Raw genomic sequence first — 23,462 nt, 5'->3', positions numbered from 1 at the left:
CATGCAAGCACTGGAAAAAGACTTGGATACCGAACTGCAACTGGACGAATGGTTTGAAGCACCGACCCACGAGGCGGCTGTAGAAATGATGCAAGCCGACGCGGTGGTTCCGTTCGGCACGGCGATGTGGCCTCTGTAAGACATCCCCGGGCAGGCACGATCCGGCCGGTCGTGCCTGCCGCTTTCTTCACGGTCAGTCAGGGAGGACTCATGGATAAGCCCCGCGCGATCTCGCATTTCCTTTACTACCTCGAACACCACCCTGCCCTTGCCGGCCTCGACTCGGCGAAGGTACTGCTCGGCCACACGGCTGATTACCAAGCGCTGACCGGCGCCATCGCCGAACAGGCCGGCGATCATCCTCGTTTCCAGTTCAGCGCCCTACGTCTGGACCTGGAAAGCACCGCAACGCTGACCTCGGCAATCACCGACAGCGATCTGTACATTTTCTTCTACGACTCTTCTACCCTGCCCAACCCACGCCCCGACGGCCCGGAATTCGTCCGCGCGCTGCAAGGCGTGATGGCAGAAAACTGGAAGAAGTCGCTGCTGTTCAAAGATTACGGCGAGTATTTCTACGACACCTTCAGCGTCACCCCGCAGCGGATTGCCGGGCTCAACAGTCACTTGATTCAGCGCATGTCCCAGGCGACCACGCTGAGTTTCAAGGACGATAACGGCTCATGGTTTGAAACACCGCTGAGCAGCATCAAGAAGTGGACCGACATCAACGGTGTCGGCAACTTCGACCTCGCGCCCGGCGAAATCGCCACGCACAGCGAAGCCATCAACGGCCATGTGAAATTCAAGGGCACGTTCCTCAGCACCATCCCGTTTGCGCGCAAATATGGCGTGCTGGAATCACCGCTGGAACTGTGGATCGAGAACTCGACCATCAGCCGCATCGCCACCGAGGTGCCGGGGCTGGAGCATGATTTCAACAAGTACCTGGATGCGAATCCGTCGAACCGGCGGATTGAGGAGTTGGGGATTGGTACCAACGAAGGTGTGAAGGATCTGTATGCGCGCAATGCCGGGTTTGAGGAACGGCATTGTGGTTTGCACCTTGGGTTGGGTGGTGGCGCCAAGGGTAGTCATCATCTGGATCTGATCTTTTCTGGCGGGGTGTTGGCGCTGGATGACAAGCCGGTGTTTGATGGACGGTTTGTGTTCTGACTTTAAGCTTTGTGTTGATGCCACCGACGTCATCGCGAGCAGGCTCACTCCTACAGGGGAACGCATTTCAAATGTAGGAGTGAGCCTGCTCGCGATAGCAATCTCTCAACCACCACAACTCTTTCGCCAGACGAAAAAAAAACGCCAACCCTGAGGTTGGCGTTTCTGCTTTGGCTTGAAGCTTGCCGCTAGAAGCTCACAGCTGCCTTATTCCGGTTTCTTGCGACCGAAACCCGGACGCTGACCGGAACCGGCCGGCGCGCCACGGCGCTTGCCCGACGGCTTGTCACCGTCAACCAGCTTGATCCCCGGACGCTTCGGCGCAGGCTTGGCCGGGCGCTTGTTGGTGGTGTCCGCTGGACGATCCGCCACTGGCGTACCACGACCGGCAGGCGCGCCACGCTCGCCACGTTCAGTACGACCGTTGGCTGGACGCGGAGCGCGCTCGCCATCACGGGCAACCGGCTTGCGACCTGGACGCTCGCCTTCGATCTGCGGCTCACGGCTTGGGCGTGGGCCGGTCGGCGCGCCAGCGGCTGGACGCAGCGTACGTACGCGCTCGGTCTTGCCCATCGGACGCGACGATTTACGCTGCATACGCTCAAGCTTGTCTTTGCTCTTGGCGTTCAGCTGCGGCATGGCAACCGGCGTGAGGCCGACTTCAGCACTGAGGATGTCGACTTCGTACTGGCTCATTTCGCGCCAGCGACCCATCGGCAGGTCGGAGTTGAGAAACACCGGACCGAAACGCACGCGCTTCAGACGGCTGACCACCAGACCTTGCGATTCCCACAGACGACGAACCTCACGGTTACGGCCTTCCATCACCACGCAGTGATACCAGTGATTGAAGCCTTCGCCACCTGGTGCCTGCTTGATGTCGGTGAACTTGGCCGGGCCGTCTTCCAGCACCACGCCGGCCTTCAGACGCTCGATCATTTCGTCGTCGACTTCACCACGTACGCGCACGGCGTACTCACGGTCCATCTCGTAGGACGGGTGCATCAGGCGGTTGGCCAGCTCACCGTCGGTGGTGAACATCAGCAGACCGGTGGTGTTGATGTCGAGACGACCGATGTTGATCCAGCGACCTTCTTTCGGACGCGGCAGCTTGTCGAACACGGTCGGACGGCCTTCCGGGTCGTCACGGGTGCAGATCTCGCCATCGGGTTTGTTGTACATGATCACGCGGCGTACCGATTCGGCCGCCTCTTCGCGCTTGATCACCTTGCCATCAATGGTGATGGCGTCGTGCATGTCGACGCGCAGACCGAGGGTGGCGTCTTTGCCATTGACCTTGATCCGGCCCTGGCTGATCCAGGACTCCACGTCACGGCGCGAGCCGACGCCGATACGGGCGAGGACTTTCTGCAGCTTTTCGCCTGCTGGGCCGATTTCCTGGTCGTCTTTCTGAATGATGTCGCTCATCTGGGCACCTCCCGGTGTGGTCTGTTCAGGCGGCGCCTGAAGCATTGAAATCTGGGTACTCAGCCGAAGGGATCGGCGAAGGGTCGCGAATCATACGCGGATGTGCGCCGTCGCGCATCAGAGACTAGCTGATCGATCGACAGTTATTTGTTTTTCCGCCGACCGGCGCCGCCGAGTTTGATCAGGCGCAACGCGGCTTCGGCCAGTACGCTGCGCTTGTCGTCCTTGTCGAGTTTCTTCCAGGCTTTGATTTCGCGCTTGCTGCGGCCGCAGCCGAGGCAGATGTCGTCGCTGAATTTGCAGAGGCTGATGCACGGGTCTTTGGTGGAACTCATCGCAGTCTCCAGAAACACACAAATCCCTGTAGGAGTGAGCCTGCTCGCGATAGCGGTGTGTCAGTCAACATCTTCTTGGCAGATACACCGCTATCGCGAGCAGGCTCACTCCTACAGGGGATCGCGGTGGTTTTGAGGGCGGGTCAGTCTTCGAATTCGCGGCGTTCGGCTTCGATGGCTTCGGCCAGGGCGCGGGCTTCGGCTTCTTCTTCGCTTAGCTCCGGTTCGGGTTCTGGCGCCGGTTGTTCGAGGGCGGCGACGGCGGCCAACAGCTTTTCGCGGGCTTCGGCGACGCCAAGAATGTCCTCTTCCGGTTCGGCTTCTGGCTCAGCTTCAAGTTCAACTTCGATGGTTGGCTCGGCGATCTGCGGCTCAGGTTCAGGCTCAGTCTCGGTTTCTGCATCAACCGTCGGCACTTCACCATCAGCCGCATCCCGCAGTAAATCGTCGAAGTCGGTCTTGATCCCCTCCTCCATGCTGTCCAGTTCCAGCAACAACGTATGGAAGCTGGTTTCTTCCTTCTCCTCCTCCGGCTCGGCGCTGGCATCGGCGAGTTCCTGCAAGCCTTGCGGCACCGGCGCGTCGTCGAAATCGAGCACCGGGTCGGTTTCCATTTCGCGCAGTTCGGCCAGCGGCGGCAGGTCTTCGAGGTTCTTCAGGTTGAAGTGATCGAGAAACATCTTGGTGGTGGCAAACATTGCTGGTTTGCCCGGCACGTCGCGGTAGCCAACGACGCGAATCCACTCACGCTCCAGCAAGGTTTTGACAATGTTGCTGTTCACCGCCACACCGCGCACGTCTTCAATCTCGCCCCGAGTAATCGGCTGGCGATAGGCGATCAGCGCGATGGTTTCCAGCAAAGCACGGGAGTAACGCTGCGGGCGTTCTTCCCAGAGTCGGCCAACCCATGGCGAAAACTTCTCGCGAATCTGCAAGCGATAGCCCGACGAGACTTCCTTGAGCTCGAAGGCACGGCCCTCGCAGGACTTGCCCAACAGGGTCAGGGCTTTCTTGAAGACCGCAGGCTCGGGCCGCTCGCCTTCTTCGAACAGTTCAAACAGGCGCTCAAGGGATTGCGGCTTTCCCGAGGCCAACAGAAAGGCTTCAAGCAGGGGTGCCAGCTCGCGGGGTTCAGTCAGGTTCATGTTTCGACTCGTTATTCGGCTCGGGCTCGCACGTGGATCGCAGCGAACGGCTCATTCTGCACCAGCTCGACCAAGGATTCCTTGACCAGTTCAAGGATCGCCATAAAGGTCACCACCACACCCAACCTGCCCTCTTCGGCGGTGAACAGTTCGACAAATGGCACAAAACCGCCGCCCTTGAGCCGTTCCAGCACATCACTCATGCGCTCGCGGGTGGACAGCGCCTCACGGCTGACCTGGTGGCTTTCAAACATATCGCCACGGCGCAGCACTTCGGCCATGCACATCAAAATCTCTTCCAGCGCGACATCCGGCAACAGCTTGCGCGCCCGCGCTTCCGGGGCGTCGAGCTTGGGCACGATCACGTCGCGGCCAACCCGGCTCAAGCCGTCGATGCCTTCAGCGGCAGCCTTGAAGCGCTCGTACTCCTGCAAGCGGCGGATCAGTTCGGCGCGCGGGTCGTCCTCTTCGTCTTCGACGGTTTCGGCGCGTGGCAGGAGCATGCGCGACTTGATCTCGGCGAGCATCGCGGCCATCACCAGATATTCGGCGGCCAGCTCCAGACGCACCGACTGCATCAACTCGACATAACCCATGTACTGGCGGGTGATTTCCGCCACCGGGATGTCGAGGATGTTGATGTTCTGTTTACGGATCAGGTACAGCAACAGGTCGAGCGGGCCTTCAAACGCTTCAAGAAAGACTTCCAGCGCATCCGGCGGGATGTACAGGTCCAGCGGCATTTCCATGACCGCCTGGCCATAGACCATGGCAAACGGCAGCTCTTGCTGAGCGCCGGCCTGGGGATCGACAACGGTTTCCACTGCGGACATTCAGGCCTCGACCATGAACGGCGTCGGATCGCCGCAACCGACGCGGACCACTTCCGGGTCGTCGCCGGTCAAGTCGATCACGGTGGAGGCCTTGATGCCGCCGAAGCCGCCGTCGACGATCAAGTCCACCTGATGTTCGAGCAACTGGCGCATTTCGTACGGATCGCTCAGCGGGTCTTCATCGCCGGGCATGATCAGGGTCACGCTCATCAGCGGCTCGCCGAGTTCGGCCAACAGCGCCAGCGCAATCGGATGACTCGGCACACGCAGGCCGATGGTGCGCTTCTTCGGATGCAGCAAAAGACGCGGCACTTCGCGGGTGGCGTTGAGAATGAAGGTGTACGGCCCCGGCAGATGCGCCTTGAGAATGCGGAAGGTGCCGGTGTCGATCTTGGCGTAATTGCCCAGTTGCGACAGGTCGCTGCAGATCAGCGCGAAGTTGTGCTTTTCATCGAGCTGACGCAGGCGACGCACGCGCTCGATCGCGGTTTTATCGCCGATCTGGCAACCGATCGCGTAGGAAGAGTCCGTGGGATAAATCACCACCCCGCCCTTGCGGATGATCTCGACCGCCTGTTTTATCAGGCGCGCTTGCGGGTTTTCCGGATGTATCTGGAAAAATTGACTCACATTCTCTACCTGTTCAGACGGCGGCAATATCTGTGTCATGTTTGAACCGACACCACAGGGGTGGAAGGTCCTCGGGAACCGGCCGGTACTGGCCGATCTCGGACCAGCCGCCAGGGCCATGGAAGTCACTGCCGGCGCTGACCAGCAGACCGAACTCACGGGCAAGGATTGCCAGGCTGCCGACCTGTTCCGCAGGCTGATGGCCATTGACCACCTCGATTGCATGCCCGCCTGCTTGAATATAGTCGGCAATCAGCTTTCGGCGCTTGCTGCGGGTGAAATCGTAGTGCCAGGGATGCGCCAGGCTGACCCAGGCATTGGCGGCGCGCAGCGTGCCGACGGTGTCTTCCAGCGTCGGCCAGTGCAACTTGACGTCACCCAGCTTGCCGGCGCCAAGCCATTTGCGGAATGCCTCGGCTCGATCCTTTACAAACCCTTCACGCACCATCCAGTCGGCGAAATGCGGACGGGCCGGCGCATTGCCGCTGTCGCCCAGTTCCTGCTGGATTTTCCGCGCGCCGTCGAGGGCACCGGGCATGCCTTTAAGGGCGAGCTTGCGGCTTATTTCTTCCGACCGCAGCCAGCGACCATCGTGCAATTTGGCAATCGCCTCGACCAACGGTGCCGCATTGACGTCGAAGCCGTAGCCCAACACATGAATGGTCGCGCCGCCCCAGGTACAGGACAATTCGACGCCGTTGACCAGTTGCATGCCCAACTCGTTGGCCGCCGTGCGCGCTTCGGCGAGACCTTCAAGGGTGTCGTGGTCGGTCAACGCCAGGACTCGCACGCCGTTCTCGAACGCACGCGCAACCAGAACCGCAGGCGCCAGGGCGCCATCGGAGGCCGTGCTATGGCAGTGCAAATCAACATTCACGGGGAGTTGTAACCTCAAATCAGCTGGCGCTATCGCGCGCCCATATGTTTGTTATTATGCCGCCACATCCAGCTTCTGGCTCTCACTGTGAAACAATTCATCGATTTCATCCCGCTTCTGCTGTTCTTCATCGTTTACAAACTTGATCCACGGGTCGTCGACATCGCTGGCCATGAAGTGACTGTAGGCGGTATTTACAGCGCCACGGCGATGCTGATCATCAGTTCCCTGGTGGTGTACGGCGCGTTGTTCATCAAACAGCGCAAGCTGGAAAAGAGCCAATGGCTGACCCTGATCGCCTGCCTGGTGTTCGGCAGCCTGACACTGGCCTTCCACAGCGAGACCTTCCTGAAGTGGAAAGCGCCGGTGGTCAACTGGCTGTTCGCCGTGGCCTTCATCGGCAGTCACTTCATCGGTGACCGTCTGCTGATCAAACGCATCATGGGCCACGCGCTGACCCTGCCGGATCCGGTCTGGACCCGCCTGAACATCGCCTGGATCGCCTTTTTCCTGTTCTGCGGCGCTGCCAACCTGTTCGTCGCCTTCACGTTCCAGAGCTACTGGGTGGACTTCAAGGTGTTCGGCAGCCTGGGCATGACTCTGGTGTTCCTGGTCGCACAGGGCATTTACCTGTCGCGTCACCTGCACGATGCCGATACCACAACAACACCAAAAACCGAGGACTGACATGCTCTACGCCATCATTGCCACCGACGTCGCCAACTCGCTGGAAGCACGCCTGGCCGCGCGCCCGGCGCATCTGGAACGCCTGCAAGCGCTCAAGGGCGAAGGCCGCATCGTACTGGCCGGCCCGCACCCGGCCGTCGACAGCAATGATCCGGGCGCAGCGGGTTTCACCGGCAGCCTGATCGTTGCCGAATTCGATTCGCTGAGTGCTGCGCAAGCATGGGCCGATGCCGATCCGTACATTGCCGCTGGCGTCTACGCCAATGTGATCGTCAAGCCGTTCAAGCAAGTCCTGCCGTAACGCTATCCCCACGCGATGAACCTTCTCGGTTCATCGCGTTCTCAATCGCTCATTATTCTCGTTTGCCTGCCGACAACCTGCCCAATATCCATTTGGAAACAGGTGTCGCGATGCGCAAGGGTCCGTTGTGTCTGATGTTGGTCACGTTGTCGATCATGGCGCCCGCCCATGGTGAGGAAACCACCGAAGGCGGCAGCTCCACGCCATTGTCGTTAAGCGCCGGCAGCCAGATCACCGAGTTGCAGCAGCGCCTCAAGGCCAGCGAGCAGCAACGGGAAGAACTGAGCAAACAACTGCAAAATGCCGACAATACCCGCGAAAGCGCCCAGCTTGCCCGGTTGCGCCAGGAGAACCAGCGCCTGAAGCTGCAACTCAAGGAAGCCCAGGCCAGCCCGCTGCCGCGTCTGTTGACCGATCAGCAGCAGTGGTTCGTCACGGGCGCCGGAGTAGCGCTATTGGCGCTGCTCTGCGGTATCTTTGCCAGTGGAGCAAGCCGAAAACGTCGGCAATGGCTAAATTGAGTGAGTCATGAGCGAGCTGTTACTGATTGATGATGACCAGGAGTTGTGCGAACTCCTGAGTAGTTGGCTGAGCCAGGAAGGCTTCCATGTGCGCGCCTGCCACGATGGCCAGAGCGCCCGCAAGGCGCTGGCCGAAACGGCCCCGGCGGCAGTGGTGCTGGACGTGATGCTGCCCGATGGCAGTGGTCTGGAACTGCTCAAGCAATTGCGCAACGACCACGCCGACCTGCCGGTGCTGATGCTCTCGGCCCGTGGCGAACCGCTGGATCGCATCCTCGGCCTGGAACTGGGTGCCGACGATTACCTGGCCAAACCGTGCGACCCGCGCGAATTGACCGCCCGCCTGCGCGCCGTATTGCGTCGCAGCCATCCGGCGGCCGTCTCGACGCAGCTTGAACTGGGCGACCTCAGTTTCAGTCCGGTGCGCGGCGTGGTCAGCATCGACGAGAAAGAACTGACCCTCACCGTTTCCGAAAGCCGCCTGCTCGAAGCCCTGCTCAAACAGCCGGGCGAGCCGCTGGACAAACAGGAACTGGCGCAGCTCGCCCTCGGTCGCAAGCTGACCCTGTACGACCGCAGCCTCGACATGCACGTCAGTAATCTGCGCAAAAAGATCGGCCCGCACCCCGACGGCCGTCCACGCATCGTTGCCCTGCGTAGCCGCGGTTACTTCTATAGCCTCTGAACCTCCCACCTGTAGGAGTGAGCCTGCTCGCGATAGCAGTGTGTCAGTCGAGATGTTCTTGCCAGATACACCGTTATCGCGAGCAGGCTCACTCAGGGTGTGTTTGTCAGGTCCGCGCTCGAGTGTCTTTACCGAAGATTTACGCAGTGCTGACCGCCGCTGACCTTGATCTCCGTAATCTGAACTCATCCGGAACGTACCGGGAACGAGACAAGGAGATACACCATGCGCAAGACTCTTATCGCTCTGATGTTCGCTGCCGCTCTGCCAACCGTCGCCATGGCCATGCCGCAAGACGGCGGCCCGATGGGTGGTCCGCTCGACGGCCCACGCCACGGCGGTCAGATGCACGGCATGCACGGCAAAGGCCCGTACAGCCAACTCGACCTGTCCCGCGAACAGCGCGAGCAGATCCGCAAGATCATGGGCGAGCAGATGCACGAGCGTAAGCAAGTGGTCGACAAGTACCTGGAAAAACTCTCGCCGGCTGACCAGAAAGCCATGAAAGACGAGATGGCGGCCAACCACAAGAAAGCCGAAACCGATGTGCGCGCCGTGTTGAAACCGGATCAACAGAAGAAATTCGACGAGATCCAGAAGAAACAGGCCGAACGTCGCGCCGAATGGGCCGAGTTCAAGGCGTGGAAGGCGCAAAAGGCGCAAAAGGCGCAATAATGTTCTGACCCCGGACCCGACGGCTAAACACCGCCGGGTCTTTTTCCACCGATCCAATGTAGGAGTGAGCCTGCTCGCGATAGCGGTGTGTCAGTCAACGGATACTTGTCTGACTCACCGCTATCGCGAGCAGGCTCACTCCTACAGGGATTTGTGTTTGATTGAGGATTTTCTGTGCGTTCATTGTTCTGGCGTATTCTCGCAAGCTTCTGGCTGGCCATCGCGCTGGTGGCCGGGTTGTCCATTCTGCTCGGGCACATGCTTAACCAGGACGCGTGGATCCTCAGCCGCCATCCGGGCCTCAACAGCCTCGCCGGCGAATGGACACAAACCTATGAAGCGCAGGGCGAAGAAGCCGCCCAGGACATCCTCGAACAGCGCAAACGCCAATATCACATCGACGTTCAGGTGCTCAACGAATCCGGCGACCCGGTGGTGCGCGGCACCTTCCCGCGTCGCGCCGCCGCCTTCGAAGCGCGGCAGAACAATGATGACCGACGTCTGCCATGGCGGCGTCTGACCGACGAATTCACCAGTGAAAAAACCGGTGACACCTACCTGTTCATCTACCGCATCCCACACCCGGAACTCGACGCCTGGCACCGCGAAAGTCTGCTTTGGCCACTGAGCGCGCTGGGCATCGCGCTGGTGGTGCTGACCCTCTTCAGTCTGCTGGTGACCTTCTCCATCACCCGCCCGCTCAGCCGTTTGCGCGGCGCGGTGCATGACCTCGGGCAGACTACCTATCAGCAAAACAGCCTGGCGAAACTGGCCAACCGGCGCGATGAGTTCGGCGTACTGGCCAATGACTTCAATCGCATGGGCGCGCGTTTGCAAAGCCTGATTGGCAGCCAGCGCCAGTTGCTGCGTGATGTCTCCCACGAGTTGCGTTCACCACTGGCGCGGTTGCGGATTGCCTTGGCGTTGGCGGAACGGGCCAACCCCGAGGAACGCGAGAAACTCTGGCCACGGCTGACCCGCGAGTGTGATCGGCTGGAAGCGTTGATCAGTGAAATTCTGGTGCTGGCGCGGGTTGATGCCGACAACGCCAGCGCTGAAGACGTGGATTTGAATGCCCTGCTCGGCACGCTGCAGAAGGATGCGAAACTTGCATCGCCCGAGCAGATGGTGCGTCTTGATGCCGAACCGCAGCTGAATCTGAAGGGTTGGCCGACCATGATCGAGCGCGCCGTCGATAACCTGTTGCGCAATGCCCAGCGCTTCAACCCGGAGGGTCAGGCGATTGAGATGCAGGCTTCGCGTCAGGGTGAAAAAATCATCGTCAGCGTGCGCGACCATGGGCCGGGGGTGCAGGCTGAACATTTGAGTCAGTTGGGCGAGCCGTTTTATCGCGCTCCGGGGCAGACGGCGGCAGGGCATGGCTTGGGGCTGGCGATTGCGCGGCGGGCGGCGGAACGGCATGGCGGGAGTTTGACGCTGGCCAATCATCCGCAGGGCGGGTTTGTTGCGAGTCTGGAATTGCCGCTTGTACCGGGAGCTGTGGTGCAACTTTAAGAGCCTAAAAGCTACCCTCACCCCAGCCCTCTCCCGGAGGGAGAGGGGGCCGACCGCGGTGTCTTGCGTCATACATCGACCTGAAGAACCGAGTTGATTATGCGCCCGGAAGGCACGTGAATCGTTATCGACTCCGAGCTCGAAATGCATCGGAACCGTTATCGACTCCGAGCTCGAAATGCATCGGAACCGTTATCGACTCCGAGCTCGAAATGCACTGGAGCCGTTATCGACTCTGGATTCAGCTGAGCACTTTCAGGTCGGCGTACCTTTAAAGCATCCCCCCAATCAGTCCCCTCTCCCTCTGGGAGAGGGCTAGGGTGAGGGGCTCTTCGCTTTACGCCTTACCGGGCCAAGCGCTGACGAACTCAGCCAGATCAACCTTCTCCGCCACACGCGGTTCTTTCTGCGGCGTGCCGAGGTAAAGGAACGCAATCACCTCTTCACCCTCCGCCAAGCCCAAACCTTTGGCCACATGCTCGGAATAAGCCAAATCCCCCGTACGCCAAACCGCACCAATCCCCTGCGCATACGCCGCCAACAAAATCCCGTGCGCCGCACACCCCGCCGCCAGCAACTGCTCGGCTTTCGGATATTTAACGTGCTCCTGCAATCTGGCAATCACCACAACCACCAGCGGTGCCCGCAGCGGGCCGTTGCGGGCCTTGTCGATCATCGCTTCGGTGACTTCGCCTTCCTGCATCTTTGCAGCCTCGGCCAGCAACTCGCCCATTTGCTCGCGTGCCGCACCTTCGATGGTCAGGAAGCGATACGGCTGCAAATGCCCGTGATCCGGCGCGCGCAATGCGGCGCCAAACAGAGCTTCGCGCTGCTCGGCAGTGGGGGCCGGTTCGACCAGACGTGGAACGGAAACACGGTTGAGCAACGCGTCGAGAGCCTGCATCGGCCACCTCCTGAAAAATATGTGCGGCTATTCTAGCGGTATCTGCCAACAGGATGCCGGTTTACATGCCCTGCCTCACGGGTAGAATGGCGCCCTTCTCACATCAGCCCGAGCGGACTTCATGGCGTTGCCGACCTTACGGATCATTGGTTTCATCATCGGCATCTTCCTGATCACCCTGGCTGTCGCCATGGTCGTGCCCATGGCCACCCTGGTGATTTTCGAACGCACCGGCGACCTGCCGTCGTTCCTCTGGGCGAGCATGATCACCTTCGTCGCCGGCCTAGCACTGGTGATTCCCGGCCGCCCGGAACACATTCACCTGCGCCCGCGCGACATGTACCTGTTGACTGTCAGCAGTTGGCTGGTGGTGTGTATTTTTGCCGCGTTGCCGTTTCTGCTGACCCAGCACATCAGCTACACCGACTCGTTTTTCGAGAGCATGTCCGGCATCACCGCCACCGGCTCAACCGTGCTCAACGGCCTCGACACCATGTCTCCGGGCATTCTGATGTGGCGCTCGCTGCTGCACTGGATCGGCGGCATCGGCTTTATCGGGATGGCGGTGGCGATTCTGCCGTTGCTACGCATCGGTGGCATGCGCCTGTTCCAGACCGAATCCTCGGACCGCTCGGAAAAGGTCATGCCGCGCTCGCACATGGTGGCGCGGCTGATCGTGGCGGCCTACGTCGGCATCACCATCCTCGGCAGCCTGGCGTTCTGGTGGGCCGGGATGAGCCCGTTCGATGCGATCAATCACGCCATGTCGGCGATTTCCACCGGCGGGTTCTCGACCTCTGATCAGTCGCTGGCGAAGTGGACGCAACCGGCGGTGCACTGGGTCGCGGTGGTCATCATGATTCTCGGCAGCCTGCCGTTCACCCTGTACGTGGCGACGTTGCGCGGCAACCGCAAGGCGCTGATCAAGGATCAGCAGGTGCAGGGTTTGCTCGGGATGTTGTTGGTAACCTGGCTGGTGCTCGGCACGTGGTACTGGTGGACGACTAACCTGCACTGGCTGGACGCCCTACGCCACGTGGCGCTGAACGTGACCTCGGTGGTCACCACCACCGGTTTTGCCCTCGGCGACTACAGCCTGTGGGGCAACTTCTCGCTGATGCTGTTTTTCTATCTGGGCTTTGTCGGTGGCTGTTCCGGGTCGACGGCGGGCGGGATCAAGATCTTCCGTTTCCAGGTCGCCTACATCCTGCTCAAGGCCAACCTTAATCAGCTGATTCATCCGCGCGCGGTGATCAAGCAGAAGTACAACGGCCACCGCCTCGACGAAGAAATCGTACGCTCGATTCTGACGTTCTCGTTTTTCTTCGCCATTACCATCTGCGTGATCGCGCTGCTGCTGTCGCTGCTCGGCGTCGACTGGATGACCGCACTGACCGGTGCCGCCAGCACTGTGTCCGGCGTCGGCCCGGGCCTGGGCGAAACCATCGGCCCGGCGGGTAACTTCGCCACCCTGCCGGACGCGGCCAAGTGGATCCTGTCGTTCGGCATGCTGCTCGGCCGACTGGAGATCATTACGGTGTTTGTGCTGTGTATTCCGGCCTTTTGGCGTCACTGACGGCACCCGGCGCCTGCAACAACCGCGTCCGGTAATCACCGGGCGTGGTGTCAAACCAGCGGCGGAACGCGCGAAAGAAATTGCTCGGGTCGGCAAAGCCCAACAGATAGGCAATCTCCAGCAAGGTCATACTCGGTTGCGCCAGATACTGCTCGGCCAGTTCGCGACGGGTGTCATCGAGCAACTGCTGAAAACTCGTGCCCTCCTCCTGCAAGCGGCGCTGCAAAGTACGCTGCGACAAATGCAGGGTCTGCGCGACGGTATCGCGCTTCGGTTCGCCTTGTGGCAGCAACCGGCACAGCACCTGCCGCGCCTTGTGGGTCACACGACTTTCGGAAAACCGCGCCAGATATTCCCCGGCGAACCGGTCATGCAACAGCGCCATCGCCTCGTTGGCGGTGGGCAGCGGCGCCTCCATGTCGGCGCGTTCGAAGATCAGCGCATCGTACGGCGCGTTGAACACCAACGGCGCGTGGAAGGCTTGTTTGTAGGGTTGCAGATTTTCCGGCTGATCACCCTGCACCAGCACTTTGACCGGATGCAGCGTGCGCCCGGTCAGCCAGCCGCACAGTCCCAACGCACAGGCGAGCGAGGCTTCGGCACTTTGCCGGGTCGGCGGCAGGTGGTCGCCGTGTACGGTCAGAATCAGCGCGTAACCTTCTTCCAGCAGACGGAAGCTCAGGTCGGCACTTTCGGCGATGATGCGCTGATAACGCACCAGCCGCTGGAAGCCTTCGGCCAGCGTATTGCTCGACATCAGTGCATAGCCGGCGACATGAAACGACGCCGGTCGCACCACCTTGCCCATGTTCAGGCCAATCGCCGGGTTGCCGGACAGTTCGACCGCCCGTTGCCAGAGTCGGGTCATGGAATCTTGCGGAAAGCGCGCATCCGGATCATCCAGAGCCGTGTAATCGAGCCCCAGTTGCTTGAACAGAACCCGGCAATCCAGGCCGTCCATCTCCAATGCTTTGACAATCCCCATCGCCCAGCTTGCAGAAGTCGTTCGTTCGCTCATGGCGTTTTTCTTTTACATGAGGGGCCGCATGTTACGGCCTGATTTGCGAAGGATACTAAAGTGGCGCCGATTGTCACTGGCCCACGCCAATGATCACTCTAGACTCAAATAAGCTACCCGCAGAACAACTCGTCGCCAGAACAATAACCACAGAGAACGCGGTCGTGGAAAACATCAAGCATTTCAACAGCTTCGCTGAGTTCTATCCGTATTACCTCAGCGAACACAGCAACAGCACTTGCCGGCGCCTGCATTTCATCGGCACCACACTGGTGATTTTCATACTGGCAATGACCATCGCCAAGGGCGCCTGGCTGCTGTTATTGGCGGTGCCGCTGGCCGGTTACAGCTTCGCCTGGGTCGGGCACTTCTTCTTTGAAAAGAACCGCCCGGCGACTTTCCAGCATCCGCTGTACAGCCTGCTCGGCGACTTCGTCATGTACCGCGACATGATTCTGGGTCGCGTGGCGTTCTGAATGAGGGTCAGCCAATGAATGCCAATGCCCGCTTCACCCATATGAAGGACGGTACGCAGGAAGACTGGGCGATCATCGCCGCCGACTTCAGTGCCTACGCCAAACAGTTGCCCTCACGGATCCTGGCGCACCTGAAATTGCTCGAAGGCGATTTCGGCGGTTTCCCGGTGGATCGCCTGACCCACTCGCTGCAAACCGCGACCCGCGCCTTTCGTGACGGGCGCGACGAGGAATATGTGGTTTGCGCGTTGCTGCATGACATTGGTGACACGCTCGGTTCGTATAACCATCCGGACATTGCTGCGGCGATTCTCAAGCCGTTCGTCAGTGCCGAGAATCTGTGGATGGTCGAGAAGCATGGGGTGTTTCAGGGGTACTACTTCTTTCATCACCTGGGCATGGATCGGCATCTGCGTGAGCAGTTCAAGGAGCATCCGCAGTTTCAGGCGACCGCCGAGTTCTGTGCCAAATATGATGCGGCGGCGTTTGATCCTGGCTATGACACGCTGCCGTTGAGTTTCTTTGAGCCGATGATGGAACGGTTGTTTGCGCAGCCGAAGAACTCGATTTACAAGGCGGCGATGGAGGAACACTCGCCAGCGTAATCATCCTCGGGAACCGCTGCGCGGTTCATCGCGAGCAGGCTCACTCCTACAGTTGAAATGCGTACCCCCTGTAGGAGTGAGCCTGCTCGCGATGAGGCCCTCTCAATCACCAGAGCGTTATGCGAGTTCAGCGACTTTGGCAGCCTTGAGCTCCGCCTCGCGCGCCTGCGCATCCGCCAGCCGATACAACTCGATCGTGCCGTCCCAATGCTCGATCAGCGCCGTGCACGACTCCACCCAATCACCGCAATTGAGGTAATCCACCTCCCCCACCTTGCGGATCTCGGCATGGTGAATGTGCCCGCAGACCACGCCATGCAACTCGCGCTTCACGCATTCATGGGCGATGGCTTCTTCAAAGTCGCTGATGAAACTCACCGCGGTTTTCACCTTGTGTTTCAGGTACGCCGACAGCGACCAATAGCCGTAACCATAGCGCGCACGCCAGTGGTTGAGCCAGCGATTGAGGGTCAGGGTGAATTCGTAGGCGGAGTCGCCAAGGAAGGCCAGCCAGCGGTGATAGCGGGTGATGACATCGAACTGATCGCCGTGAATCACCAGCAGATGCCGCCCGTCTGCGGTGACATGCACCGCCTCGTCGACCAGTTGGATATTGCCCAGAATCAGCTTCGAATATCGCCGCAGGAATTCGTCGTGGTTGCCGGTGACGTAGATCACTTCGGTGCCGCGCTTGCTCATGGTCAGCAAGCGGCGGATCACATTGGTATGCGCCTGCGGCCAGTACATGCCGCCGCGCAGTTTCCAGCCGTCGATGATGTCGCCGACCAGGTAAATCTTGTCGGCATGGTAGCCCTTGAGAAATTGCGACAAGTGCTCGGCCTGGCAATCCCGTGTGCCCAGGTGCACGTCGGAGATCCACAGGGTTCGCACCCGTTGTTTGCGACTGGGTCTGGCGAGCTCGGCGCTGGTCATGGGCAACCCTCTGCGATGTTTTCGCCAGAGTGCGCTTGTCCGGTTAATCGACCATGACAAGCGTGAGTCAGTCGTGTGACAACGCACCCGATGCGGGTCGGTGTAGACTGCAGCCCTGCCCGGAGACTTGTTCATGCGCCCGATTCTCACCCTGCGTCAGTACACCCACGATCTGATCGTGCACAGCCACGACCACGCGCAACTGGTGTTCGGGCTGTCCGGTGCGTTGGATTTCGAGGTCGAGGGTTGTGGCAGCCAGATACGTCAGCAGAGTTTTGTGGTGATCCCTTCGGGTGCGCATCACGCTTGCGGAAGTCCCGATGGCAGCCGCTGTCTGGTGATGGATATTCCTGACGGGCAATGGCTGGTCGACTCGTTGGGCGATCATGCCGACGCCAGCCGCCGCTTGCTTGATCAGCCCGCGCGCCTGTCGCTGGATTCCGGGCAGAGTCAGTTGGTCAGTTGGCTGGCGAACAGCCCGGTCAGCGATCCGTTGATCGCCCAGCAAGGTTCAGTGTTGCTCCTGGCCAGCCTCAATCAGGCGCGGCCGGCCGAGCTGGCGGCCCGACGCCTGCCCTATGCCGCGCTGGATGCGCACATCGAACAACACGCCGCTTATCCGCTGCAAGTCGCCGATCTGGCGCGGGTTGCCGGGCTCTCAAGCGCGCGCCTGCATGCACGCTTCATGGCCGAATGCGGGCAGACGCCGATGGATTACATCCGCAGCCGGCGCTTGCATCTGGCCGTGCAAATGCTCCGCGACACGCTGTTGCCGATGGGTGAAATTGCCAGTCGCGTCGGTTACAGCTCGCAGAGTGCTTTCTCGGCCGCGATCCTACGTGAGTTCAGCGCATCGCCCGGGCAGCTTCGTCGCGACTCCTGCGACAAAAGACGATAGTCCGCCGACAGACTTGTAGGCCGATACAGGGTTCAATGGACTTATTGATCGTTCCCGCGCTCCGCGTGGGAATGTAGCCCGTGACGCTCCGCGTCACTGGACGCAGAGCGTCCCTAGAGGCATTCCCACGCAGAGCGTGGGAACGATCAATCACAAGAAACCGTGTCTGGATTAAGGATTGCAATGACTCCGCGTACCGCCCTCGGCGCTCTGCATATCGGTGCTTTGATGTTTGGCCTGACCGGCGTGTTCGGCAAACTCGCTGCCGCGTCCCCCGCCGTGATCGTCTTCGGTCGCGCCGCGTTCGCCGTGCTCGCCCTGGCATTTTTCGCCCGTTTTGCCAGTCAGCACGGCTGGCAGAAACTTCAGGCCGTGGATTGGCGGCGCCTGGCCCTCAGCGGCGTGTTGCTGGCCGGGCACTGGGTGAGTTTCTTCCTGTCGGTGAAGATCGCCGGTGTCGCCATCGCAACATTGGGCTTTGCCAGTTTCCCGGCCTTCACGGTGATTCTCGAAGGGCTGATTTTCCGCGAACGCATCCGTGCCAATGAAATTGTGCTGGTGGTGTTGGTCAGCATCGGCCTGATTCTGGTGACCCCGGCCTTCGACCTGGGCAGCGGCGCGACCATCGGTTTGCTTTGGTCGGTGCTGTCGGGACTGCTGTTCTCGCTGTTGTCACTGACCAACCGCGCCAGCTCCGGGCGGATTCCGGCGGTGCAAGCGGCGCTGTGCCAGAACGTCGTGGTGGCGCTGTGTCTACTCCCAGTTGCAGCACCGCAACTGAGCGAAGTGCGCGCACTCGACTGGCTGTGGATTGCGCTGCTCGGGGTGTTCTGTACCGGCGTCGCGCACAGCCTGTTTGTGGCAAGTCTGGCGGTGATCAAGGCGCGTACGGCGGCGGTAGTGTTTGCGCTGGAGCCGGTCTACGGCATCACCGTCGCCTGGCTGTTGTTCAATGAAAACCCGACGCCGAAGATGTTGATCGGCGGTGCGTTGATCATTGTCGCCATCGTTGTGTCAGCGCGGATGTCCGGCCATGCCGACAAGAAAACCGTCGCCGCCGAGGCCACGTCTCACTGAGTGCGGTCGTTGTGACCGAGATCGCGGTCAGGATCGATCTGATCGCGAACCCGCTGCTTCAACACCTTGGCCTCGGGAAAACCGCCGTCGGCCTTGCGTTCCCAGATCTGCACGCCGGCGCAGGTGATGTGAAATACCCCGCCGGTGCCTGGCACCAACGAGACTTTGCCGAGGTCATCGCCGAAGGTACTGAGCAGCTCCTGCGCCAGCCACGCGGCGCGCAACAGCCACTGGCATTGGCTGCAATAAGTGATGACAACTTCTGCTTTTGCGACAGTCATGTTCGCTGAAACTCCTGAGACAGAGGGCGCCGCTATAATAGCCGGCTTTAACGCTTGCCCCGAGACTCACAATGCGCCGTCTGCTGTTCTGCCTGCTGCTTGGTTTCCTTCCTCTGCTTGTCCATGCCAGTGAGGCGTCACGACCGAAAGTCGGCCTGGTGCTGTCCGGCGGTGCCGCGCGCGGGCTGGCGCATATCGGCGTGCTCAAGGCCTTGGAAGAGCAAGGCATCAAGATCGATGCGATCGCCGGCACCAGCATGGGCGCGGTGGTCGGTGGCCTGTACGCCTCGGGTTACAAGATCGATGAGCTGGAAAAACTCGCGCTGAACATCGACTGGCAAGCTGCGCTGTCCGACGCCCCGCCGCGTGAAGACGTGCCGTTTCGGCGCAAACAGGATGACCGCGATTTTCTGGTGAAACAGAAACTCAGCTTTCGCGACGACGGCAGTCTCGGCCTGCCACTGGGCGTGATTCAGGGGCAGAACCTCGCGCTGCTGCTGGAAAGCCTGCTGGCGCATACCAGCGACACCCGCGACTTCGACAAACTGCCGATCCCGTTCCGCGCCGTCGCCACCGACATTTCCAATGGCGAAAAAGTGGTGTTCCGCAAAGGCCACTTGCCTCAGGTGATCCGCGCCAGCATGTCGATCCCGGCGGTGTTCGCCCCGGTCGAACTTGATGGCCGGCTGCTGGTGGACGGCGGCATGACCGACAACATTCCCCTCGATGTCGCGCGGGAAATGGGCGTCGACGTGGCCATCGTCGTCGATATCGGCACACCGCTGCGTAATCGCAAGCAACTGACCACCGTGGTCGATGTGCTGAACCAGTCGATCACCCTGATGACCCGCAGTAACTCCGAAGAACAACTGGCCGCGCTGAAATCCTCCGACGTACTGATTCAGCCCGCGCTGGCAGCGTTCGGTGTCACCGATTTCGGCAAGGCTCAGGAGATGATCGACGCCGGTTACCGCGCCACCCGCATCCTCGACGCGCGCCTCGCGCAGCTCAAACTCGTCGAGTCTCAGGACGCCGAGCTGAACGCCGCGCGCTCACCGGGGCAGCGTACGCCGGTCATCACCGCGATCCGCGTCGAGAACGACTCGAAGGTCGACGACGATATCATTCGCTATTACATCCGCCAGCACATCGGCGAGCCGCTGGATCTGGGGCGTTTGCACTCGGACATGGGCACCTTGTATGGCCTCGACTACTTCGAGCAGGTGCAATACCGCGTGGTGCACAAGGGCCAGGATCACACACTGGTGATCAGTGCTCGGGGCAAGCGCAGCGGCACCGATTACTTGCGGGTCGGCCTCAACCTGTCGGACGACATGCGCGGCGACAGCGCCTTCAACCTCGGCGCCAGCTACCGCATCAACGGCATCAACCGCCTCGGCGCGGAATGGCTGACCCGTGCGCAGATTGGCGACAAACAAGAGCTGTACACCGAGTTCTATCAACCGCTGGACGTCGGTTCGCGTTACTTCGTCGCGCCATACGCCTCGTTCGAAGCGCAGAACGTTGAAGCGGTGCTCGACAACGACCCGATCGCGCAGTATCGCGTCGAGCGCTACGGTTTCGGCCTCAACTTCGGCCGCCAGATCGGCAACAACGGCGAGGTGCGTTTCGGTGTCGGCGAGGCCTGGGGCAAGGCCGATGTACGGATTGGCGATCAGGACCTGCCGAGTGAAAACTTCAACGAAGGCTTCTACGCGCTGAAGTATTCGTACGACTCGCTGGATAACGTGTATTTCCCTCACGAAGGCAAGGACGTCAGCCTGACGCTGATGCAATTCGAACCGGGGCTGGGGTCGGACACGCGTTATCGACAGTGGGATCTGAAAATCGATAAAGCCATGAGCCATGGCCCGGATACGCTGATTCTCGGCGGGCGCTACGGGCGCACGCTGAACGACGCCAACGTGGTGACATCGAGTTTCCTGCTCGGCGGTGCGCGGCAGCTCTCGGGTTTCCGTGAAGACGCGATTTCCGGACAGAACATCAGCCTGATGCGCGCGGTGTACTACCGCCGGTTGACGCCACGTTCGTACCTGCCGCTGGATTTTCCGCTGTACGCCGGCGCCTCGCTGGAGCGTGGACGGGCATGGAACAACGACAATGAGTTCGACAGTGGCTACATCAACGCCGCGAGCGTGTTTATCGGTTTTGACACGCCACTGGGGCCGTTGAATTTCAGTTATGGCTTGAACGATGCGAATGAGCAGGCGGTTTATCTGAATCTGGGGCAGACCTTCTGATCACGGCGCCTGACAATCCGCTATCGCGAGCAGGCTCACTCCTACATTGGAATGCGTTCCCCTGTAGGAGTGAGCCTGCTCGCGATAGCGGCATAAAATACACCGCAAAACCATCGGGTTCAGCGAATCCCCGCCAGCAACGTCCGCGCCGTTTGCTTCAACGGCTCATCCCCTTCCTTGAGCAATTCATTGAGCAACGCAATCGCACTGTCGATATCGCCGTCATCAATGCACGTCTGCGCCTGTTCGAGCTTGCCGGAATTTTCGTCGTGGACTGGCTCTGGTGTCTGCAAATCCAGTGGTTGCAGCGCCAGTGATGGCTCGGGATCAGCAAACTCATTGAGAAAATCCTCATCCAGCGGCTCGGTGTCCGATTCAGGGATCCACTCGAGTTCGGCGACTTCGCTGGACTCGGGCAATTCGAAATCCTGAGGCAGGACTTGCAGCCCGGAGCCGAGCGCCGAGGTGTCTGTCTGTGGCTCATCGGAAGTCGGGCGACTGTCTTCCAGATCCCAATTGGAATCCATCGACAGCTCGCCCAGATTCAGCTCGAAATCATCTTCAGGTGCCGGTTGGGCAGCGACCAGCGGGGCTGCTGCAATAATCGGCGGCACCGCGACCAACGGTGCCGCAACCGCCAGTTTCGGATGCCGCGCGCGAACATCCTGCAACGCCTGGGCATCCACGCCCTGCTCACGCAAATGGCTTTCCTGTTGCTCAAACGCGGCGCTGTCACCTTGGCGCCCCAGCACTTCAAGCAACTGCAATCCGATATCGCTGCGCTCCGGCTGCTTGTGCAAGGCATCGCGCAGCAAACCCGCCGCTTCGCCCAGTCGACCATAGGCCAGATAGATCCCCACCGCCTCCAGCACATCGCCAGCCGCCGGCTCTTCCCGGTGTTCGGCTGAAGCGTGGGATCTGACGGGATCGGCGTTCTCTGCCTCAGCGACGTCCACCTCATTGCCTTGCGGCAACTGGAGCAGCGGCTCGGCCACTTGCTGCTGTTGCTGCCGTCGACGGTGTAGCAACAACCCGACCAACGCCCCCGACAACAGCAACAGGCCGCCGAGCAATGGCCAGTTCAAACCGTCATCGCTGGATTCGGCTGACGCCACAGCCGGCGCAGGAGTCGATACCGGTGCCGGTGCCGGGGTCACCACGGTCGGTGGCGGCGTTTTCTGCAGCTCGACCAAGCGTGTTTGCAGGTCACTGATCTGCTTTTTGCCGTCGGCAATCTGCACATCCTGTGTCTGCAGTTTTGCGTTCAGTTCATCGATGGTCTTCTGCTGTTGCTGATTGAGCAGAACACTGGCCGCCAATTGTTCGGCCAGTGCATCGTTGACGGGCGAAGTTGCCGGCGTCGGCGCTGGCACGGTATCGCGCTTGGCTTGAGGCGCCTGTGGTGCCGCCACGACAGGCTCTACAGTAGGAAACGCGGATGATTGCGCACGTGGATCCGGCTCATCGGTGGCCGGCACAATACCCGGCGAACCGGGCGGATCGATCAACACCGTGTACTCACGCAGCAACCGGCCGTTGGGCTGATCGAGCTGCACGAGAAAATTCAGGAACGGTTCGTTGACCGGTTTGCTGGAGGTCACCCGGATCATCTGACGATTGCCATGCAGGATCGGGACGAATTTGAGGTCGTTGAGGAAGAACACCCGCTCGACGCCGGCCTCGGCGAATTCATCCGCCGTGGCCAGACGCACCGCCAGATCGTTTTGCGTCAGCCCGCCGACATCGACCAAAGCGATGTCAGCCTTGAGTGGCTGATTGAGGCCTGAATGAACAGTGATGTCACCCAGCCCCAAGGCCATCGACCAGGCCGAATAGCTGAAAACACCGGCGACCAGCAGCCATTTGGCGCCACCGTGCAGTACCACGTGCCGACTTGCGAGCATGAGCATCCCTTAAATAAGCAAAACCGACTTCTATGCGTTCGCACATCCGGTACGAACACGATATTGCCCAGTAGTTCTTATAGTCGGCTCAGCGTGATCTCTCAAAGATACGGCACGTGGATGTGCCTCAAGATTTTTCCAGGTTGGCCAGAATGTGCCCGTGAACCCGCATGCATACCTTCAAATCCGCCTCGTCGACACCTTCGAACAACTCGTGACGCAGTTGTGTAGCAATGGTTTCGATTTGCTCGATCAGCGGCAGGGCCGGTGCGCAGAGGACGATTTTTTTCGCCCGACGGTCTTCCATCACGGACTGGCGTTGCACCAGACCCTGGCTTTCCAGACTATCGAGCAAGCGCGCAAGGGTCGGACCTTCGACGCCGACGCTCTGCGCCAGCTCACGTTGGGTCGGCGCTTCTTCAAAGCGCGCCAGATGCAGCAGCACCAGCCAGCGCGCCTGGGACAGCCCCAGCCCGGCCAGTCGGCGATCCAGTTCGGCACGCCAGCCACGGGACATCTGGGCCAGTTGCATGCCAAAGCGGTGTTGATCGGTTAACGGCATAAAACACTCACGGTTAGACTGAAAATAAAGAAAATCTAATTATTAGCCAGCTAAGCATGAGCTGCAGTTATAGGCAAGTGGCGGTCTGTACTGAATCGTTACATCTCGAGGCCCCCCTCACCCTAGCCCTCTCCCAAAGGGAGAGGGGACTGAATGGGG

General features: G+C 60.4%; 26 protein-coding genes. 14 read left to right on the top strand and 12 right to left on the bottom strand.

Features of this window, described 5'->3' with window-relative positions; genetic code table 11:
- Position 1 precedes the first annotated feature (1 nt).
- Together AC5SEM_RS04205 and AC5SEM_RS04200 are read left to right on the top strand one after the other, a co-directional pair.
- The gene (locus AC5SEM_RS04205; protein WP_003222780.1) at positions 2 to 139 is read left to right on the top strand and encodes a hypothetical protein; all 138 of its coding nucleotides are present in this window, start codon (positions 2 to 4) and stop codon (positions 137 to 139) included.
- A gap of 71 nt (positions 140 to 210) precedes the next feature.
- Positions 211 to 1,176 carry a M29 family metallopeptidase gene (locus tag AC5SEM_RS04200; RefSeq protein WP_495472246.1) on the top strand — a complete coding sequence of 322 codons (966 nt, stop codon included), beginning with the start codon at positions 211 to 213 and terminating at the stop codon, positions 1,174 to 1,176.
- A gap of 207 nt (positions 1,177 to 1,383) precedes the next feature.
- Here AC5SEM_RS04200 and rluB read toward each other — a convergent pair whose 3' ends face one another.
- The 6 genes from rluB to AC5SEM_RS04170 form a co-directional block, all read right to left on the bottom strand.
- On the bottom strand, positions 1,384 to 2,604 hold the full coding sequence (rluB, locus tag AC5SEM_RS04195) for a 23S rRNA pseudouridine(2605) synthase RluB (protein WP_038363752.1): 1,221 nt from the start codon (positions 2,602 to 2,604) through the stop codon (positions 1,384 to 1,386).
- Positions 2,605 to 2,747: 143 nt separating this feature from the next.
- Positions 2,748 to 2,939, bottom strand: a complete 192-nt coding sequence (locus AC5SEM_RS04190) for a DUF1289 domain-containing protein (RefSeq protein ID WP_422609200.1) — start codon at positions 2,937 to 2,939, stop codon at positions 2,748 to 2,750.
- 143 nt (positions 2,940 to 3,082) lie between these two features.
- Positions 3,083 to 4,084, bottom strand: a complete 1,002-nt coding sequence (scpB, locus tag AC5SEM_RS04185; protein WP_495472245.1) for an SMC-Scp complex subunit ScpB — start codon at positions 4,082 to 4,084, stop codon at positions 3,083 to 3,085.
- A gap of 11 nt (positions 4,085 to 4,095) precedes the next feature.
- On the bottom strand, positions 4,096 to 4,917 hold the full coding sequence (locus AC5SEM_RS04180; RefSeq protein WP_024012074.1) for a segregation and condensation protein A: 822 nt from the start codon (positions 4,915 to 4,917) through the stop codon (positions 4,096 to 4,098).
- On the bottom strand, positions 4,918 to 5,547 hold the full coding sequence (locus AC5SEM_RS04175; RefSeq protein WP_034153313.1) for an L-threonylcarbamoyladenylate synthase: 630 nt from the start codon (positions 5,545 to 5,547) through the stop codon (positions 4,918 to 4,920).
- 13 nt (positions 5,548 to 5,560) lie between these two features.
- On the bottom strand, positions 5,561 to 6,424 hold the full coding sequence (locus tag AC5SEM_RS04170) for a PHP domain-containing protein (RefSeq protein ID WP_034153247.1): 864 nt from the start codon (positions 6,422 to 6,424) through the stop codon (positions 5,561 to 5,563).
- Positions 6,425 to 6,511: 87 nt separating this feature from the next.
- Here AC5SEM_RS04170 and AC5SEM_RS04165 point away from each other — a divergent pair, with 87 nt between their 5' ends.
- From AC5SEM_RS04165 to AC5SEM_RS04140, 6 genes are all read left to right on the top strand, one after another.
- Positions 6,512 to 7,111, top strand: coding sequence for a septation protein A (locus AC5SEM_RS04165; protein WP_007919675.1), 600 nt, complete (start codon positions 6,512 to 6,514; stop codon positions 7,109 to 7,111).
- Between the two features lies 1 nt (position 7,112).
- On the top strand, positions 7,113 to 7,412 hold the full coding sequence (locus AC5SEM_RS04160; RefSeq protein WP_016987935.1) for a YciI family protein: 300 nt from the start codon (positions 7,113 to 7,115) through the stop codon (positions 7,410 to 7,412).
- Positions 7,413 to 7,522: 110 nt separating this feature from the next.
- Complete coding sequence (locus tag AC5SEM_RS04155) at positions 7,523 to 7,933, top strand: SH3 domain-containing protein (RefSeq protein ID WP_038363742.1); 411 nt, start codon at positions 7,523 to 7,525, stop codon at positions 7,931 to 7,933.
- A gap of 7 nt (positions 7,934 to 7,940) precedes the next feature.
- Complete coding sequence (locus AC5SEM_RS04150) at positions 7,941 to 8,618, top strand: response regulator transcription factor (RefSeq protein ID WP_016987937.1); 678 nt, start codon at positions 7,941 to 7,943, stop codon at positions 8,616 to 8,618.
- Between the two features lie 225 nt (positions 8,619 to 8,843).
- Entirely contained in the window at positions 8,844 to 9,293 is a 450-nt protein-coding gene (locus tag AC5SEM_RS04145) for a Spy/CpxP family protein refolding chaperone (protein WP_495472244.1), read from the top strand.
- Positions 9,294 to 9,467: 174 nt separating this feature from the next.
- On the top strand, positions 9,468 to 10,808 hold the full coding sequence (locus tag AC5SEM_RS04140; protein WP_495472243.1) for a sensor histidine kinase: 1,341 nt from the start codon (positions 9,468 to 9,470) through the stop codon (positions 10,806 to 10,808).
- Between the two features lie 337 nt (positions 10,809 to 11,145).
- Here AC5SEM_RS04140 and AC5SEM_RS04135 read toward each other — a convergent pair whose 3' ends face one another.
- On the bottom strand, positions 11,146 to 11,712 hold the full coding sequence (locus tag AC5SEM_RS04135) for a nitroreductase family protein (RefSeq protein ID WP_495472242.1): 567 nt from the start codon (positions 11,710 to 11,712) through the stop codon (positions 11,146 to 11,148).
- A gap of 121 nt (positions 11,713 to 11,833) precedes the next feature.
- Here AC5SEM_RS04135 and AC5SEM_RS04130 point away from each other — a divergent pair, with 121 nt between their 5' ends.
- Positions 11,834 to 13,288, top strand: a complete 1,455-nt coding sequence (locus AC5SEM_RS04130; protein WP_064119592.1) for a TrkH family potassium uptake protein — start codon at positions 11,834 to 11,836, stop codon at positions 13,286 to 13,288.
- Here the strand turns inward: AC5SEM_RS04130 and AC5SEM_RS04125 are convergent.
- The gene (locus AC5SEM_RS04125) at positions 13,245 to 14,306 is read right to left on the bottom strand and encodes an AraC family transcriptional regulator (RefSeq protein ID WP_495472241.1); all 1,062 of its coding nucleotides are present in this window, start codon (positions 14,304 to 14,306) and stop codon (positions 13,245 to 13,247) included. The genes AC5SEM_RS04130 and AC5SEM_RS04125 overlap by 44 nt on opposite strands.
- A gap of 164 nt (positions 14,307 to 14,470) precedes the next feature.
- Here AC5SEM_RS04125 and AC5SEM_RS04120 point away from each other — a divergent pair, with 164 nt between their 5' ends.
- Positions 14,471 to 14,782, top strand: a complete 312-nt coding sequence (locus AC5SEM_RS04120) for an Mpo1-like protein (protein ID WP_160056702.1) — start codon at positions 14,471 to 14,473, stop codon at positions 14,780 to 14,782.
- 14 nt (positions 14,783 to 14,796) lie between these two features.
- On the top strand, positions 14,797 to 15,387 hold the full coding sequence (locus AC5SEM_RS04115; RefSeq protein ID WP_495472240.1) for an HD domain-containing protein: 591 nt from the start codon (positions 14,797 to 14,799) through the stop codon (positions 15,385 to 15,387).
- A gap of 117 nt (positions 15,388 to 15,504) precedes the next feature.
- On the opposite strand, the gene AC5SEM_RS04110 is transcribed toward AC5SEM_RS04115, so the two are convergent.
- Positions 15,505 to 16,320, bottom strand: a complete 816-nt coding sequence (locus AC5SEM_RS04110; protein ID WP_007919701.1) for a UDP-2,3-diacylglucosamine diphosphatase — start codon at positions 16,318 to 16,320, stop codon at positions 15,505 to 15,507.
- A gap of 133 nt (positions 16,321 to 16,453) precedes the next feature.
- Here AC5SEM_RS04110 and AC5SEM_RS04105 point away from each other — a divergent pair, with 133 nt between their 5' ends.
- On the top strand, positions 16,454 to 17,218 hold the full coding sequence (locus AC5SEM_RS04105) for an AraC family transcriptional regulator (RefSeq protein WP_137218679.1): 765 nt from the start codon (positions 16,454 to 16,456) through the stop codon (positions 17,216 to 17,218).
- Between the two features lie 183 nt (positions 17,219 to 17,401).
- A complete protein-coding gene (locus AC5SEM_RS04100) occupies positions 17,402 to 18,295 on the top strand; it encodes a DMT family transporter (RefSeq protein WP_137218680.1) in 894 nt (297 codons plus the stop codon).
- On the opposite strand, the gene AC5SEM_RS04095 is transcribed toward AC5SEM_RS04100, so the two are convergent.
- Positions 18,289 to 18,576 (bottom strand): Rdx family protein, encoded by a 288-nt coding sequence (locus AC5SEM_RS04095; RefSeq protein WP_116028916.1) that lies wholly within the window; start codon positions 18,574 to 18,576, stop codon positions 18,289 to 18,291. The genes AC5SEM_RS04100 and AC5SEM_RS04095 overlap by 7 nt on opposite strands.
- Positions 18,577 to 18,647: 71 nt before the next feature.
- Between AC5SEM_RS04095 and AC5SEM_RS04090 the strand changes: the two genes are divergently transcribed.
- Positions 18,648 to 20,837, top strand: a complete 2,190-nt coding sequence (locus AC5SEM_RS04090; protein WP_495472239.1) for a patatin-like phospholipase family protein — start codon at positions 18,648 to 18,650, stop codon at positions 20,835 to 20,837.
- A gap of 119 nt (positions 20,838 to 20,956) precedes the next feature.
- On the opposite strand, the gene AC5SEM_RS04085 is transcribed toward AC5SEM_RS04090, so the two are convergent.
- Together AC5SEM_RS04085 and AC5SEM_RS04080 are read right to left on the bottom strand one after the other, a co-directional pair.
- On the bottom strand, positions 20,957 to 22,741 hold the full coding sequence (locus tag AC5SEM_RS04085; RefSeq protein ID WP_495472238.1) for a motility hub landmark protein FimV: 1,785 nt from the start codon (positions 22,739 to 22,741) through the stop codon (positions 20,957 to 20,959).
- Positions 22,742 to 22,868: 127 nt separating this feature from the next.
- A complete protein-coding gene (locus AC5SEM_RS04080) occupies positions 22,869 to 23,303 on the bottom strand; it encodes a MarR family transcriptional regulator (protein ID WP_007919713.1) in 435 nt (144 codons plus the stop codon).
- Between the last annotated feature and the right edge of the window lie 159 nt (positions 23,304 to 23,462).

Source organism: Pseudomonas sp. CH61 (assembly GCF_059429415.1).
The sequence above is the reverse complement of the archived record's forward strand: the minus strand, read 5'-3'. Positions and strand labels throughout refer to the sequence as shown.

Excerpts from the sequence above, each read along its gene's own strand:
- AC5SEM_RS04160 (WP_016987935.1), top strand. The coding sequence starts at position 7,113 with ATGCTCTACGCCATCATTGCCACCGACGTCGCCAACTCGCTGGAAGCA.
- AC5SEM_RS04085 (WP_495472238.1), bottom strand. The coding sequence starts at position 22,741 with ATGCTCGCAAGTCGGCACGTGGTACTGCACGGTGGCGCCAAATGGCTG.
- rluB (WP_038363752.1), bottom strand. The coding sequence starts at position 2,604 with ATGAGCGACATCATTCAGAAAGACGACCAGGAAATCGGCCCAGCAGGC.
- AC5SEM_RS04115 (WP_495472240.1), top strand. The coding sequence starts at position 14,797 with ATGAATGCCAATGCCCGCTTCACCCATATGAAGGACGGTACGCAGGAA.
- AC5SEM_RS04180 (WP_024012074.1), bottom strand. The coding sequence starts at position 4,917 with ATGTCCGCAGTGGAAACCGTTGTCGATCCCCAGGCCGGCGCTCAGCAA.
- AC5SEM_RS04145 (WP_495472244.1), top strand. The coding sequence starts at position 8,844 with ATGCGCAAGACTCTTATCGCTCTGATGTTCGCTGCCGCTCTGCCAACC.
- AC5SEM_RS04205 (WP_003222780.1), top strand. The coding sequence starts at position 2 with ATGCAAGCACTGGAAAAAGACTTGGATACCGAACTGCAACTGGACGAA.
- AC5SEM_RS04100 (WP_137218680.1), top strand. The coding sequence starts at position 17,402 with ATGACTCCGCGTACCGCCCTCGGCGCTCTGCATATCGGTGCTTTGATG.
- AC5SEM_RS04150 (WP_016987937.1), top strand. The coding sequence starts at position 7,941 with ATGAGCGAGCTGTTACTGATTGATGATGACCAGGAGTTGTGCGAACTC.
- AC5SEM_RS04125 (WP_495472241.1), bottom strand. The coding sequence starts at position 14,306 with ATGAGCGAACGAACGACTTCTGCAAGCTGGGCGATGGGGATTGTCAAA.
- AC5SEM_RS04105 (WP_137218679.1), top strand. The coding sequence starts at position 16,454 with ATGCGCCCGATTCTCACCCTGCGTCAGTACACCCACGATCTGATCGTG.
- AC5SEM_RS04155 (WP_038363742.1), top strand. The coding sequence starts at position 7,523 with ATGCGCAAGGGTCCGTTGTGTCTGATGTTGGTCACGTTGTCGATCATG.
- AC5SEM_RS04200 (WP_495472246.1), top strand. The coding sequence starts at position 211 with ATGGATAAGCCCCGCGCGATCTCGCATTTCCTTTACTACCTCGAACAC.
- AC5SEM_RS04130 (WP_064119592.1), top strand. The coding sequence starts at position 11,834 with ATGGCGTTGCCGACCTTACGGATCATTGGTTTCATCATCGGCATCTTC.
- AC5SEM_RS04190 (WP_422609200.1), bottom strand. The coding sequence starts at position 2,939 with ATGAGTTCCACCAAAGACCCGTGCATCAGCCTCTGCAAATTCAGCGAC.
- scpB (WP_495472245.1), bottom strand. The coding sequence starts at position 4,084 with ATGAACCTGACTGAACCCCGCGAGCTGGCACCCCTGCTTGAAGCCTTT.
- AC5SEM_RS04135 (WP_495472242.1), bottom strand. The coding sequence starts at position 11,712 with ATGCAGGCTCTCGACGCGTTGCTCAACCGTGTTTCCGTTCCACGTCTG.
- AC5SEM_RS04080 (WP_007919713.1), bottom strand. The coding sequence starts at position 23,303 with ATGCCGTTAACCGATCAACACCGCTTTGGCATGCAACTGGCCCAGATG.
- AC5SEM_RS04095 (WP_116028916.1), bottom strand. The coding sequence starts at position 18,576 with ATGACTGTCGCAAAAGCAGAAGTTGTCATCACTTATTGCAGCCAATGC.
- AC5SEM_RS04090 (WP_495472239.1), top strand. The coding sequence starts at position 18,648 with ATGCGCCGTCTGCTGTTCTGCCTGCTGCTTGGTTTCCTTCCTCTGCTT.
- AC5SEM_RS04110 (WP_007919701.1), bottom strand. The coding sequence starts at position 16,320 with ATGACCAGCGCCGAGCTCGCCAGACCCAGTCGCAAACAACGGGTGCGA.